Consider the following 14,296-nt stretch of genomic DNA (forward strand, 5'->3'; position numbering starts at 1 on the left):
CCATGCCCATAGTGTTGTGAACCGCGACCCGGCACCGCACGGCGAGCATGCGAAGCGACGCGCCGCGGCGGCTACCCCGCCGCAGCCCCGCCAACCTGCCCTGTGAACCCGCCTGCGAATGTCAAACCAGCAACACGGGGCAGTGTGCATGGGCAAGTACACGACCGGAGACCGACCCGATGATGGCATCGAGCACGGGCCTACGGTGGTGCGAGCCCATCACGATGGCCATTGCGTCAACCTTACGGGCATACTCGATAATGCGGTCTGGCGTATGCCCGACCAGTCCGTGGCATTCGACGGCAATCTCGCCCTGGCGCAAAATGTTGGTCACTGAGATCATGGCCTTTTCATTTTGTTCTCGATGCCAGGCCTCGATATCATCACGGTTCACGAAAGTCTGGATGTCGCCGCTAACGCCCGGCTCACAATGAACCACATGCACGGTGAAATCACGGTTCAGCAAAGGACTCTCGACCAGATATCGCGCCGCCGCATCGCTGCGCGCGGACCCGTCGGTCGCAAGTACGATATTGTTCATATCATGGTCTCCTTTTTGACTCTGCAGACTTTCGATTCGCGATGCGTGTGCTGTGATCTGCATCGCGGGTAGATGCCCGTCGGGACAGAGATAAACTGGCGCCGATGGACGCCAGCAAAATCATGGCAACAACCCCGAGCGACCAGTGCACAGGGACGTGGACCCATGGCGCCATCAGCATCTTGCCGCCGATAGTAATCAGTATGATCGCCAAACCGTACTTCAGGTAGCGAAATCGCTCTGCCATATTGGCCAATAGAAAGTACAAGGCCCGCAACCCCATAATCGCGAAAATATTCGAAGTAAAGACGACGAATGGGTCCATTGTTACAGCGAAGATAGCAGGAATGCTGTCCACGGCGAACACCAGGTCAGTGGCTTCCACCAGCAGCAGCACGCCGAACATCGGCGTGGCATACACCAGCCCATTCATGCGTACAAAAAACGATTCCCCTTGATAGTCCTTGGTCATTCGCATGGTTTTGCGCATCAGGCGAACAATTGGGTTGCGAGCGAGATCCGGCGCATGTTCTGCCATGACCAACATTCGGATGCCAGTGATAACCAGGAACAGGCCAAACACATAGAAGAGCCATACAAATTTCGATATTAGCCACACGCCAGTGAGGATCATCATGATTCGCATCACAATAGCGCCGAGCACGCCGAACAGCAATACGCGGCGCTGAAATTCGGGAGAAACCGCGAAGTAGCTGAAAATCATCGAGAACACGAACATATTGTCCACAGACAACGACAGTTCAATCAAATATCCCGTAAAAAATTCCAGCGTCTTGCTATTGGCGACGATCCGGTCGGAGGTTTCGTTCAGGTACCACCACTGGACAATGCCAAACATCGTGGCGAGCGTGGCCCAGGCGAGCGCCCAACTCAGGGCCTCCCGTGACGATACCCGGTGTGACTGCTTACCGCCCAGGACGAATAGGTCCAGCGCAAGAACCGCCAGTACGAACGAGACAAAACCGGCCCACATTGGCAAGGTAGCAAAGGTTTCGACTCCATGCATGAGGTATTCCTCACGTAGTTGCGAACGCTTATGGATAGTCTACGATGTATGCCATTACCACCGAACGTCGACTTCAGCATCCCGCCGTTCTCGCGGTCAGCAAAATCGCACAAGAGCAAATGTTCGGTGCGCACACCGCGAACCGATGCCTGACCGCTAAAAAGCCATTCCGCCTACAGTGCCAGGTACGATCTTCTGACCTCTTCATTTTCCGCCAAATCCTGCATAGACCCTGTATACCGAATGGCGCCTTTCTCGAGCACATAGGCGCGATCTGACACCAGACGGGCGAAATGGATGTTCTGTTCAGACAACAGCACACTGGCGCCGCGTTCTTTCAACGCGAGAATCATCAAGACCATCTGCTCGACGACAAGTGGGGCAACCCCCTCGGACGGCTCGTCCAGCAACACAAGAAACGGATTACCCATCAGCGTTCTTGCCACGGTCAGCATTTGCTGTTCGCCCCCGCTCATGGAGCCGGCAAGACGATTTTGCATCGGCGCCAAATTCGGAAACAGCTCGTAAATCGATTCGATCGTCCAGTTCAGGCCGACCCCACCATCAGGCCAGCTTCTGGGCATTTGGCGACCGGTCATCAGGTTTTCCTTGACAGTAAGCTCGGTGAAGACTCGGCGATCTTCCGGCACATAGCCCAAACCCAGGCGCGCCACCTCGTAAGACTGTTTTCCTTCGAGAGCATGCCCCAAGAAATGAACCTGGCCATTGCGCTTTAGCATGAGGTTCATAATGGATTTCAGTGTCGTGGATTTTCCCGCACCATTGCGCCCCATTAGCGCCACAACCTCACCTCGGCCGACATGCAGGTCGATGTCATGCAGGATATGCGCGGCGCCATACCAGGCGTTCAGATCGGTTACCTTCAATAAGGGAACAGACACGATCGAATTGTGATTCGGAGGCATGATCATGCCCCTCCGGCAGTCTGGGTTTCAAATGTCCTGCCGCTTCCGAAATAAACTTCCTGGACCTTAGGATGAAGCCGTATATGTTCGCCGTTGCCTTCAGCGATAAGCTGCCCGCGCGCCAGCACAATAATGCGATCGGCATAAGCAAAAACCACGTCCATGCTGTGCTCGGTAAATAAGACTGCCATATTCCGTTCCAGCACCATTTTCTTTACTAACGCCACCAATGCATTGCGTTCCGCGGGGGCCATCCCGGCCGTGGGCTCATCCATTAACAGAAGCTGCGGTTTCCCGGCCAGCCCCATTGCCAACTCTACCCGTTTCACATCCCCATAGGCCAATTCACTGCAGGGTCGGTCAGCCTGCGCTTGCATGCCGACCTGTTCCAGAAGCTGCAGCGCTTCGTCCTTGAATCGGCGATATGCAGGACGCCAGAAAGAATAAACATTGTGATGATGGGACAGCAAAGCCATCTGGATATTTTCCACGACCGTAAGAGATGCAAAGGTAGCGGCGATCTGAAACGTCCTTCCTACTCCCAAATGGGCGATACGACGCGAAGCCATACCCAATAATTCGGTGCCGTTGAACATCACTGAACCCGAGCTTGCAGGCAATTGTCCGCCGACCATATTGAAAGTCGTCGACTTCCCGGCACCATTGGGACCGATAAGGGCCAACAATTCGCCGGCCTGCAGATCGAAACTTACATTGTCGACGGCCGTATTGCCGCCAAATCGCTTGGTCAAATTACGCACTGACAGCAAACTCATGCTCGCTTCCTTATGCCTTGCATCAACCTGGCGCAATAGCCCGCGATGCCTTGCGGGAAGGCCAAGACGATCAACAAAATGACTGCCCCGAAAAGGGCGCGCCAATATTCAGTGACGCCCACGAAATAATCCTGCAGCATCGTAAAGCTGGCCGCCCCGACGACAGGTCCGAACAAGGTCTGGATGCCACCCAACAACACCATCACCAGGCCATCGACCGACTTAGCCACCGTGATCACCTCGGGGGACGTGCTTCCCTTTGAGAAAACATACAGACCGCCGGCTAGACCCGCAAGCGACCCCGCGACAATAAAAGCCGTCCATTGCACGCCTTTCGAGTGGATACCAATGGCATCGGCGCGCAAAGGCGAATCCCTTACTGCACGCAGTGCGTAGCCGAAAGGCGAGAACGCGAGCCGTCGAATGGCAAAAATGACAAGTATTGTCGCCGCCAGCGTGAAGTAATAGTAAGCATCGCCCGACAGCCACGGCTCTGGCCAGATGCCAATAATGCCGTTGGACCCGCCCGTGACGGCGTCCCATTGATAAACGACCGACCATATGATCTGAGCAAAGGCTAAGGTCAACATCGCAAGATAAACACCGGAAAGCCTGATACAGAACCAGCCAAACATCATCGCCGCCATACCCGCCACGAGCGGCGCTGCAATGATTGACCCAGCCATGCCCAGACCAGCCGATTTAAACAACAAGGCGGCACCGTAGGCGCCCATACCAAAGTACGCGGCATGGCCAAACGAAGCCATGCCTCCCAGGCCCATCATGAAATGCAAACTCACCGCGAATAGCACTGCCACAAGAATGTCCTGAGCCAGAACCGGGGCATAGGGAAAGGTAGTCGATAACATAGGCAAGATGGCAAACACCCCCACTAACAAAACCACCATTGCTTTGAACGCCGATCCTCCAGGGCGCAGCGGTGCATCTGGCGTACCAGCATGCCGGATGTTCACAAGAGGCCTGCCCAGTAGCCCCCACGGCCGAAAAACCAGAACGCAAGCCATGAAAATAAACTCGACCACCAGAGTCAGTTTGGGAAACGCGACGCTCACACCTGCGATGTCGACTACCCCCAGCGCAATGCAGAGTGCTTTTAGTTCGGCAATGATCAAGGCAGCCAGAAAGGCTCCCGGTATGGATCCCATGCCTCCGACTACGACCACCACGAAGGCGTCGCCGATGACGCTTAAGTCCATCATCAGGCTGGCTGGCTGCCGGGGAATTTGAATCGCCCCTCCTAACCCTGCAAGAAAAGCTCCCAGGGCAAATACGCCCGTAAAAAGCCACGCCTGGTTCACCCCGAGCGCCCCCAGCATTTCTCGGTCTTGGGTCGCAGCACGAATGAGCGTACCCCACCGGGTTCTGGTCAATAGCAGCCACAAGACCAACAGGACGGCCGGACCAATAACGATCAGGGCCAGATCGTATACGGGTAGATAGCGGTCGAAAATAAGTACAGAGCCATTCAGACCTGGCGCAAGAGGTCCGAGCAGGTCATCAGGGCCCCAAAACCAGAGGGCGGCATCGTTAATGACCAGCACCAATGCAAAAGTGGCCAGCAGTTGGTACATCTCCGGAGCTTTGTAAATGCGCCGAAGCAGCAGTATCTCTATCAGGGCGCCCATGATAGCCACGACAAGTGACGCCACAAACAGACTTGCCCAAAATCCATAAGGGCTCTGTCCCCACCGCTGGACGACCGAATACGCAATGTATATGCCGGTCATATACAAAGACCCGTGCGCAAAATTGACGATACGGCTGACACCAAAAATCAGCGAGAGACCGGCCGCCACCAAAAACAAGGATGACGCCTCGGCCAGGCCGTTCAGAAACTGAACGATAAAACCGGTAAGCTGCATTGTGGATTGCGGCGCCTCGAAGACGCCGCGTTATAAGACACTTAGTTAGCGGAGGCGGGTCGCCATTGTTTGACTTGTTCATCGGACGGCTGGACCTTCGCGCCGTCCACGTACTCAAAGTCGGTCATGATCCCTTTGCCGTCTTTGATGGCCAACTTTCCCACATAGGCGCCCATTGTGGACTGGTTGTCCAGAGCGCGATATTGGATAGGGCCAAAGGGCGTCTCGACGTCGAGCCCCTTGAATGCCTTGATCAAGGCCTCGGTCTCGGTTGACCCGGCTTTCTTGATTCCTGCGGCCAGCGATAAAATCGCGTTATAGCCCACAATAGTGCCGAGACGGGGGTAATCGTTGAAGCGATCCTGATAGGCTTTCAAGAACGACTTGTGCTCGGGGGTATCGATGGCATACCAAGGATAGCCAGTGACCACCCACCCTGTGGGCGTTTCATTACCGAGAGTATCCAGATATTCTGGTTCTCCGGTCAACATGCTGACCACGGACAGGTCCTTGAAAAAATTGCGCTGTGTTCCTGCTCGGACAAACTTCGCCAGATCGGTGGCGAATAACACATTAAACATGGCGTCGGGTTTTGCATCGGCCAAGGCCTGCACCACGCTGCCGGCATCGATCTTACCCAATGGCGCGGCCTGCTCCGCTACAAACTCGACATCGGGTTGGGCTTGTTTAAGCAGTGTCTTGAACGTTGCCACCGCAGACTGACCATATTCATAATTCGGATAGACGATTGCCCAGCGCTTCTTATTCATTTTCACTGCGGCGGGAATCAACATGGCCACTTGCATATAGGTGGAATTACGCAAGCGATAGGTATAGCGATTGCCGTCAGACCATACTATTTTGTCGGTCAAGGGCTCACTGGCAAGGAAGAAGACTTTTTTGTGCTTAGCAAAATCCGTTACCGCAAGGCCGACGTGTGACAAGAACGTGCCCGTCAAGACGTCGACTTTGTCACGTGAAAGGAGCTCTTCCGCGGCGCGGACCGCGTCACCCGGATTGGAATTGTCGTCCTTGATGACGAGTTCGAGTTTTTTACCGTTTATGCCTCCGGCGGCATTTACCTGTTCAACTGCGAATTCCATGCCTTTCTTGTAAGGACCCAGGAAGGCGGGCTGGCTTTTATAACTATTGAGTTCGCCTATCTTGATGACGTCTTGCGCACAAACCGACGCCGCTACTACCGATAAGGCAGCAGCGCTCAATAACTTCGCATATACCGGAGGGGTGTTCATATAAAGTTCCTGTTCTGAATCGTGTAAAGAGCGATCACAATAAATTGTACGCATTATCGCCGGTCGCTCGGCAGCAGCCATTACACTACGCCGTTAACCGATTTTTAATAACTGAAACATGCTCAATCTGACCCTGATCTTCGTCGTTTCCAGCTTGTGCCTGCTTATGCTTAGCCGGTGCCTGCTGGCGGCCTGGCAATGGAAGCGCGTAAAGCAGGCCGGCGGAATGTTACCCATACTGAAGGGCGGCTTGCGCATCGACGCCAACCAGATAGCGGTTATTGCGGGCATACCTGCCGTTCTTGCGCCATGGATCGGGCATATTCCTTTGGCCGTGGCAATCACGGGGTGGTGGTTCCTCCTTACATGGATGTTGCTGGTACTAATGGAAGTATCCACGCCACAGTTCATTCATGAATATGATACCCGGCCAAACCGCTTGTATGTCGAATACCTGCAACATCCGCAAGAAGTCTTTGGCATGCTCTGGAAAGGCTACAAGGCCGTTATATTCGGCGCCGTTGCCATGCTGGGCTTGTTTGCATGGATAGGCTACCTGTTATTTATTGAGGCGCGGGCCGATGCCGGGATGACATGGTGGTTGCGCCCCCTGATCTCGGTCGCAGCCGCAATCATTACATTCCTTGCGATACGTGGCACCCTGGGACATCGCCCCATTAACCCATCGACCGTCGCCTACTGCGGCGACAGCATGCTCAATACCCTGCCGCTGAACTCGCTCTATAACGTAATTTACGCCATCTACAGCATGAAAAACGAGCGCTCGGCGGAAGACGTTTACGGCAAGATAACACCCGCCGAGATGAATGCCATTGTGAGGCAATGCGCTACTCTGGAGGAAGGGCCGGCCGAGATCCCCACCCTTCACTGGCAGGAGCCCACCTCGAAACGCAAACGCCCGTTAAACGTAGTCATGATCGTGCAAGAAAGTCTGGGCGCACAGTATGTCAGCAACCTTGGCGGCGCCAACCTTACGCCCTGCCTCGATGAGCTGGCAAAAACCGCCTGGAATTTCACGCGGGCTTACGCCACCGGCACCCGATCGGTACGCGGGCTCGAGGCGGTAGTGGCGGGCTTCCCGCCCACTGTCTCCGATGCCGCACTGCGGCTTTCGGGAGCGCAAAGCCATTTCTTTACGATGGCCCAGGTATTGAAGCAGCACGGCTATCGCTCGAGCTTTGTTTATGGCGGAGAATCGCACTTCGACAATATGAAGAGCTTTTTCCTGGGAAACGGCTTTGATGATCTTTACGATGCGCCCACCTTTAAAGACCCGGCTTTTGTAGGAACCTGGGGTGCCAGCGACGAAGACATGTTCAACAAGGTGCACGCCTTGCTCAGCGCCACAGCCGGGCAGCCCACGTTCACCCTCGCATTTTCGGTCAGCAATCACTCGCCATGGGAGTATCCCAGCGGCAGAATCGATCCCGATGGCGACCCTGCGACCGTGGAAAACACGGTCCGTTACGCTGACTGGGCCATGGGTCAGTTTTTTGACCAAGCAAAACAGTCGGACTACTGGGACAACACCCTATTCCTGATTGTGGCCGACCATGATTCCAGGGTGGGCGGTGCCAGCCTTGTACCCTTGCGGCATTTCCATATCCCGGCATTGATCCTCGGCGCCGATGTGTCGGCCCGGCGCGACGACCGGCTCATCAGTCAGATTGATCTTCCGACCACCTTGCTGTCGCTTATGGGCCTGCGTTGTGAGCATCCCATGATCGGGCATGATCTGACACGGAACGGTGGCGGTAGAGCCATGATGCAATACGGCGAAAACTATGGCTACTTGAAGGGCGACGAGTTGATCGTACTTGAGCCTCACCGCGATGCCAGCCAATACCGCTACCAGGCGCCTGCCAACTATACCCCGATGCCGTTGAATGCCGAGCTGGCTCGCGAAGCCCTGGCCCATGCAATATGGCCCAGCTGGGTCTACCAGAACCAGGCATACACCCTACCTCATTTGCACCTGAAGATCTGATCAGGTATGCGTTATTGTCGTGCCGAGCACCTTCAAAAACTGCGCCATCCAGGCAGGATGGGCCGGCCACGCCGGTGCAGTAACCAGGTGCCCGTCGGTGTATGCCTGATCTATCCCGATTTCAGCATAGATTCCACCGGCCAAACGCACTTCAGCCGCACAAGCCGGATAAGCAGAGCAGGTACGTCCTTGCAAGATACCGGCCGCGGCAAGTATTTGCGCCGCATGACACACCGCGGCAATCGGCTTGCTTGCCGAATCAAACTGACGCACGATTTCCAGCACTCTGTCGTTCATGCGTAAATATTCCGGCGCCCGCCCACCCGGAATTACCAGCCCGTCATAGTCATTGACGTCGACGTCGTCGAAATTATGGTTTAGCGCAAATCGGTGACCTGGCTTTTCGCTGTAGGTTTGCGCCCCTTCGAAGTCGTGAATAGCGGTGGCAATCGTGTCGCCGGCTTTTTTGTCCGGGCACACCGCATGCACCGTATGTCCGACAGTTAGCAAGGTTTGAAACGGCACCATCGTTTCGTAATCTTCGGCATAGTCGCCCACCAGCATCAAAAGCTTTTTACTCATGATTTATCTCGTCCTGTTTCGTAAATTATGAAGTTGCCTCGATTAACCCAACGGATATCAGGCTACGCTCGCCATCACGATATAGTCCCGCCAAAACACGTAAAAAACAAGCCGGAAATCATACCTATAAACTACTGACTTTCACTAACTGCACGCAAACTGCAGGAAAAGTTTAGACATTTATCTCTATAATCGCTTTTTCGATATTGGAAACTTTGTAATGGAGTTGCTGCTTGACCCCACCATGTGGGTCGGCTTGTTAACCTTGGTCGTCCTGGAAATCGTTCTAGGCATCGACAACCTGATTTTCATTGCCATTCTGGCGGACAAACTTCCGCCTTCGCAGCGAGATCGCGCTCGCGTCATCGGCCTGCTTCTTGCGCTTGTCATGCGCCTAGTCCTTCTCTCTGCCATTTCCTGGCTGTTCAAGCTTACCGAGCCATTAATCGCTGTCGGACCTATGTCTTTTTCGGGTCGCGACCTGATACTGATCATGGGCGGATTTTTTCTGGTGTTCAAAGGCACCATGGAAATGCACGAGCGTGTTGAAGGCAAGGCCGCGAATTTGTCCGGCTCAAGGATGTACGCCAGTTTCTGGATCATCGTGACGCAGATAGTGGTGCTGGACGCCGTCTTTTCGCTTGATGCCGTCATTACGGCGGTGGGCATGGTCGATCGGCTGGAGGTCATGATGGCCGCCGTCATCATCGCAATCGGCATCATGCTGGTTGCGTCAAAGCCGCTAACCCGCTTCGTCAATGCGCATCCCACCGTTGTTATTCTGTGTTTAGGGTTCTTGCTGATGATAGGCTTCGCGCTTGTCGCAGAAGGCTTCGGCTTCAAAGTGCCCAAAGGCTATCTGTACGCCGCCATCGGATTCTCGGTGGTGATCGAATCATTGAATCAAGTGGCACGACGTAATTTGATCAATTTGAGCACGCCGCGTCCCATGCGTGAACGCACGGCAGAAGGCATATTGCGCATGCTGGGGAAACGGCCCCTTTCGGGCGATGACACGTCAAGCGACCCAGCTTCAGGCGCTGATGACACCCCCTTCGCTGTGGAAGAACGGAACATGGTCAGCGGCGTACTGCGATTGGCCGACCGCAGCGTGCACTCGATCATGACTCCACGTAATGATATTACGTGGATCAATCTGGATGACGACGCTGAAACCATACGCAAGGAAATCAGTAGCACGCCCCATGGTTTTTTCCCCGTGTGCCGCGGCTCGCTTGATGACATCGTCGGCATAGGCCGCGCCAAGGACATGATCGCCGACCTGATACTGCGCAAGACGCTGAACGAAAAAGGCTTTCGTCCTGCGATTATTGTTCACGAAACAGTCCGTATTCTTGATTTGATGGAAACCCTTAAGTCGGCACGCGGGCAACTGGTCATTGTTATCAACGAATTCGGCACCGTCGAAGGGCTGGTTACTCCCATAGACGTTTTCGAAGCCATTGCCGGCGACTTTCCCGACGAGGATGAGAGCCCTGACATCATTGCCGAAGGCGAGAATCGCTGGATTGTGGACGGCGCCACTGACATGCATCATTTCGAACAAACGCTGAACGTGGAAGGACTCCTGGAAGAGTCTGACGAATACAGCACGGTAGCTGGCTACCTGCTGCGCCAGTTTGGGCGACTGCCTGACGTGGGAGACGAAATAAACGTGGACCATGCGAACGGCCAGTTCCTGTTCCGTGTCTTGCAGCGAGAAGGTCGAAGAATAGCCAAAGTTCAGATCGAAAGAACGGCCATGGTGTCCGATTACGACCGCATGCACCAGTCAGACGCTGCATGATAAATTTATTTATGTTATAGTTGCTGGCTGTTGTGAAATTCAGTCGGGGCGTAGCGCAGCCTGGTAGCGCATCTGGTTTGGGACCAGAGGGTCGTAGGTTCGAATCCTATCGCCCCGACCAATAAATCACAGCGAAAATGAACAAGGGTTTACACACTAGTTGTGTAGGCCCTTTTTCTTTGTCTGCAGGTTTCGAAGCACGAAACTTGCAGTCGAAACACGAAGCGATTCACGACCAAAAGAATTACGAAAGCAGGTCGCGATCGTCGAGCAATTGCCGGATGGCTTGCAGACGCAGGATCGGATCCTGCAACATAAGCAGGCGCAATTTTTCCTCAACTGGTAAGGGTAGCAACTCGCTCCAGCGGTTGGCGACCCAAGCGCTTTCGTCTAACCGAAACGGCGCAGCCAAAGGCATTTGATCCGCCGGTACGCCGTCTTTCTGCAGGGATGCTATCAGCGCGCCCAATGCGTTTGCCGGCGATTGTAGTTTCGGCGGAATGGGCACTTCCGGGTCGTCGTCAATAGGCACGGCAACACCAGACCATAAGCCGTACTTACCCTGCTCGGCCGACGCCAGGTGGAATCGGCTCGTACCGGTACAGCGCACGTGCAGCAAGGCGGGCATGGGAGCACTCCATTCCTCGATACGCGCCATAGTGCCTATCGTAGCGAGCTGTTCATTGCCTTCGGGACTGCGTACTTCGCTGCCGCTCAGGAGTGTCACGACCCCGAATTGGCTACCGTCCGCGATGCACTTTTTTATCATGTCCAAATATCGGACTTCAAATATGCGCAAGGTCAGCACGCCAGCCGGAAAAAGGGTCGTAGCCAAGGGGAATAACGGTATTGTATTCATCGCTGAAGCCTTCGGAAGAATGGGCGAGCGGCCCATCAGCCAGAGTAGCTCATTAAGAAACGGCGCAATATTCCGGCCGAATAGAAGCTGGCAACTTGTGTCAGAAAGGCGTTGAAGTCTATCCCGGCAGAACAGTCGGCACGATCCGATACCGTTCTGACCACACCGCAAGGAACGCCATATTCAAAACAAACCTGAGCCACCGCCGCGCCTTCCATCTCGACACACAGGGCGTCGGGCAAGCAAGTTCGCAAGGCCTCCATGCCGCTGGTGCTGCTAACGAACGAATCGCCACTGATGATCGTGCCACAGTGCACCACCGGGCTGATCACGCCAAAAACCGTTCGAATTTCGCATGACACCTGGGCGGGCAAATCTTCTTGCAAATAGTCCTTGGCACATGCGCCCAATAACGCCGCCAGCTGGACATCCGCATCGAAATAGCTGCGTCCCAGGAGCGGCACCTCGTATCGTGGGAACAAGGGCCGGGCGTCCAGATCGTGCTGCAACAAGGATTGCGCCACCACGACATCGCCGATACGGACATGTTCAGCAACCGCGCCGGCCAAACCGGTAAAAATCACGCAACTGGCATTGAATTCGCGTATCAACGTCACGGCCGTGGCTGACGCCGCCACTTTACCAATGCGAGCCAGCACCACCACGCAATTTTGCCCGGATATCTCGCCCACATGATAATCGCGCTGCCCAATGCGGTGGGTGACAGCCCCAGACCCCATGGCCGTCAACAATGTAGCAATCTCGTCATGCAGCGCCGCAAGAATCCCTATAGTGCTCATTACGGGTCTTCGTATCCAAATTAAAAACCTATTTAAACACGCTCGACTAATGCGACGCTCGCGATAGAATCTAATTTTCAGCAAGGCCATTGTTATGAACCGTATTCTTGCCTTCTTCCTTTTGGCCGCAACCGGCCTGTTCGGTAACATGGCGCATGCCGAAAAGGTCGGCTGCGTGAGCACCACGTGGCGGGTACTCAATAACGACAAGGTCTGCGTTGAGTCATTCAAAGACCCTGACATCGACGGCGTGGTCTGCCATGTATCCTACGCACAAACCGGGGGCATCTCCGGCGCCCTGGGCTTTGCAGAAGACCCCTCCCGCTTCTCGATCGCGTGCCGCCAGGTCGGCCCCATCAGCAGCAAGAAAATCATTCCGCAAAACGAAGAAGACGTATTCACTCATCGTATGAGCTTCCTGTTCAAGGGCCTGAACGTATCAAGGCTGGTAGACAGGGGAAGCAATTCGCTGATTTACCTGGTCGTCAGCGAAAAAATAATCGAGGGCTCGCCCTCGAATAGTATTTCAACGGTACCACTGATGCCTTGGGGCACGCAGCCGCCCTCAATACAATTTAAATAAGCGCAAAACCCGGGCACCACCGGACGCCCCGGTCGGTGTCCCACGCAATAATGTTTTTTTCAAGCGCCTTGCATCCATGCTTGCAGGCCGTCGACCCAACTTTCAGCGGGAAGCCCTGTATCCCGCCGAAATAGTACAGCGCGAGCATAAAGCTGATCGAAGTCTACCGACGGCGCCTGTTTGAAACCCATGGCCACGACATTGCCATCGTGGACTTCGGGTAACCATGCCACCGCTTCGAACGCATGGTCCATGGCTTCCAGATTCTTGCCATGATCGGGGTAATCACAGAACAAATTCACCGTCATCATGCCCTGCGGTGTCAGGCAATCAGCGCAAGCTTGATAAAACTCGGCCGACTGGAAAACAGGTCCATGCGCATCGGCGTCATACAAATCGACCTGTAGCACGTCGACGACGCCCCGATTGCCAGGATCCTGCACAAAGTTCATGGCATCCATTTCAATGACATGCAGCCTGCTATTGTTAGGAGGCAAGGCAAACATGGCGTGATTTGCGGTAATGACTGCACTGCTGAGTTCAATGGCGGTAGTCCTTGCCTGCGGAAAATGGCGATAACAAAATTTAGTCAGTGCACCGGCGCCTAACCCAAGCTGGACAATGCTCTTTGGCTGATGAATAAAAAGTGCCCATATCATCATTTGCTGCACATACTCCAGCTCCAGTGCGAAAGGGTCGTCCAGCCGCATAGAGCCCTGCACCCATCGGGTGCCAAAGTGCATATTACGCACGCCGTCTGCTTCCGTGATTGTTACGTTGTTCATGTTAGGATCGAGCCACTTTAAATTTCTATACCTTGTTATGCAAACACTGCCTTCTTGCCCTCAATGCGCCATGGACAACACCTATCCCGACGGTGAACATTACATCTGTCCCGATTGCGCCCTCGAATGGCCCATCGATTCTTCTGGCAACGATGAAGAATCCGACGATAGGGTCATCAAGGACAGTAATAATAATCCGCTTGCCGATGGCGACGCTGTCATTCTGATCAAAGACCTCAAGGTAAAAGGCTCATCGACCACGTTGAAAAAAGGCACCAAAGTCAAAAGCATACGCCTGGTTGCGGGCGACCACGAAGTCGATTGCAAAATCGATGGCGCTAGCTTTATGCTAAAGGCCTGCTTTCTAAAAAAGGCTTAGGCCCGATTCCGCTCCGGCGTCGCGGCATACACCGTGGCTCAAGGGAACTTACTGGGTCAATCGAGAATCTTAGTAGCTGTCGACTTT

The 14,296-nt window shown here is 54.4% G+C and carries 14 protein-coding genes and 1 tRNA gene; 5 read left to right on the forward strand and 10 right to left on the reverse strand.

The window, feature by feature from the left end:
* Positions 1-121: 121 nt before the first annotated feature.
* The 6 genes from EKL30_RS08745 to EKL30_RS08770 all read right to left on the reverse strand — a co-directional run bounded on the left by EKL30_RS08745 (position 122) and on the right by EKL30_RS08770 (position 6,406).
* Positions 122-541, reverse strand: a complete 420-nt coding sequence (locus EKL30_RS08745; protein WP_126706828.1) for a universal stress protein — start codon at positions 539-541, stop codon at positions 122-124.
* Position 542: 1 nt separating this feature from the next.
* The gene (locus EKL30_RS08750) at positions 543-1,568 is read right to left on the reverse strand and encodes a TerC family protein (RefSeq protein ID WP_126706829.1); all 1,026 of its coding nucleotides are present in this window, start codon (positions 1,566-1,568) and stop codon (positions 543-545) included.
* Positions 1,569-1,741: 173 nt separating this feature from the next.
* The gene (locus EKL30_RS08755) at positions 1,742-2,494 is read right to left on the reverse strand and encodes an ABC transporter ATP-binding protein (protein WP_233582947.1); all 753 of its coding nucleotides are present in this window, start codon (positions 2,492-2,494) and stop codon (positions 1,742-1,744) included.
* Between the two features lie 2 nt (positions 2,495-2,496).
* Complete coding sequence (locus tag EKL30_RS08760; protein WP_126706831.1) at positions 2,497-3,270, reverse strand: ABC transporter ATP-binding protein; 774 nt, start codon at positions 3,268-3,270, stop codon at positions 2,497-2,499.
* Positions 3,267-5,153, reverse strand: coding sequence for an ABC transporter permease (locus EKL30_RS08765; protein WP_126706832.1), 1,887 nt, complete (start codon positions 5,151-5,153; stop codon positions 3,267-3,269). Before EKL30_RS08765 ends, EKL30_RS08760 begins: the two co-directional genes overlap by 4 nt.
* A 41-nt stretch (positions 5,154-5,194) precedes the next feature.
* Positions 5,195-6,406 carry an ABC transporter substrate-binding protein gene (locus tag EKL30_RS08770; protein WP_126706833.1) on the reverse strand — a complete coding sequence of 404 codons (1,212 nt, stop codon included), beginning with the start codon at positions 6,404-6,406 and terminating at the stop codon, positions 5,195-5,197.
* 118 nt (positions 6,407-6,524) lie between these two features.
* Here EKL30_RS08770 and EKL30_RS08775 point away from each other — a divergent pair, with 118 nt between their 5' ends.
* Positions 6,525-8,414, forward strand: coding sequence for an LTA synthase family protein (locus EKL30_RS08775; RefSeq protein WP_126706834.1), 1,890 nt, complete (start codon positions 6,525-6,527; stop codon positions 8,412-8,414).
* Here EKL30_RS08775 and EKL30_RS08780 read toward each other — a convergent pair whose 3' ends face one another.
* The gene (locus EKL30_RS08780) at positions 8,415-8,996 is read right to left on the reverse strand and encodes a DJ-1/PfpI family protein (RefSeq protein WP_126706835.1); all 582 of its coding nucleotides are present in this window, start codon (positions 8,994-8,996) and stop codon (positions 8,415-8,417) included.
* 220 nt (positions 8,997-9,216) lie between these two features.
* Between EKL30_RS08780 and EKL30_RS08785 the strand changes: the two genes are divergently transcribed.
* Positions 9,217-10,803 carry a TerC family protein gene (locus EKL30_RS08785; protein WP_126706836.1) on the forward strand — a complete coding sequence of 529 codons (1,587 nt, stop codon included), beginning with the start codon at positions 9,217-9,219 and terminating at the stop codon, positions 10,801-10,803.
* A gap of 44 nt (positions 10,804-10,847) precedes the next feature.
* Positions 10,848-10,924: transfer RNA gene (locus tag EKL30_RS08790), tRNA-Pro, on the forward strand.
* A 123-nt stretch (positions 10,925-11,047) separates the two neighbouring features.
* Here the strand turns inward: EKL30_RS08790 and EKL30_RS08795 are convergent.
* Both EKL30_RS08795 and EKL30_RS08800 read right to left on the reverse strand, forming a co-directional pair.
* Positions 11,048-11,662: an LON peptidase substrate-binding domain-containing protein gene (locus tag EKL30_RS08795; RefSeq protein WP_126706837.1), complete on the reverse strand. Its 615-nt coding sequence runs from the start codon at positions 11,660-11,662 to the stop codon at positions 11,048-11,050.
* A 35-nt stretch (positions 11,663-11,697) separates the two neighbouring features.
* On the reverse strand, positions 11,698-12,462 hold the full coding sequence (locus EKL30_RS08800) for a 5'-methylthioadenosine/adenosylhomocysteine nucleosidase (RefSeq protein WP_126706838.1): 765 nt from the start codon (positions 12,460-12,462) through the stop codon (positions 11,698-11,700).
* Between the two features lie 94 nt (positions 12,463-12,556).
* Here EKL30_RS08800 and EKL30_RS08805 point away from each other — a divergent pair, with 94 nt between their 5' ends.
* The gene (locus tag EKL30_RS08805; protein WP_126706839.1) at positions 12,557-13,045 is read left to right on the forward strand and encodes a CreA family protein; all 489 of its coding nucleotides are present in this window, start codon (positions 12,557-12,559) and stop codon (positions 13,043-13,045) included.
* Between the two features lie 59 nt (positions 13,046-13,104).
* Here EKL30_RS08805 and EKL30_RS08810 read toward each other — a convergent pair whose 3' ends face one another.
* Positions 13,105-13,830 carry a spermidine synthase gene (locus tag EKL30_RS08810; protein WP_126706840.1) on the reverse strand — a complete coding sequence of 242 codons (726 nt, stop codon included), beginning with the start codon at positions 13,828-13,830 and terminating at the stop codon, positions 13,105-13,107.
* A gap of 37 nt (positions 13,831-13,867) precedes the next feature.
* Between EKL30_RS08810 and EKL30_RS08815 the strand changes: the two genes are divergently transcribed.
* Positions 13,868-14,209: a zinc ribbon domain-containing protein YjdM gene (locus EKL30_RS08815; protein WP_126706841.1), complete on the forward strand. Its 342-nt coding sequence runs from the start codon at positions 13,868-13,870 to the stop codon at positions 14,207-14,209.
* Positions 14,210-14,296: the final 87 nt, after the last annotated feature.

It is taken from the genome of Candidimonas sp. SYP-B2681 (genome assembly GCF_003971065.1).
In the GTDB taxonomy this organism is placed as follows: Bacteria; Pseudomonadota; Gammaproteobacteria; order Burkholderiales; family Burkholderiaceae_B; genus Pollutimonas.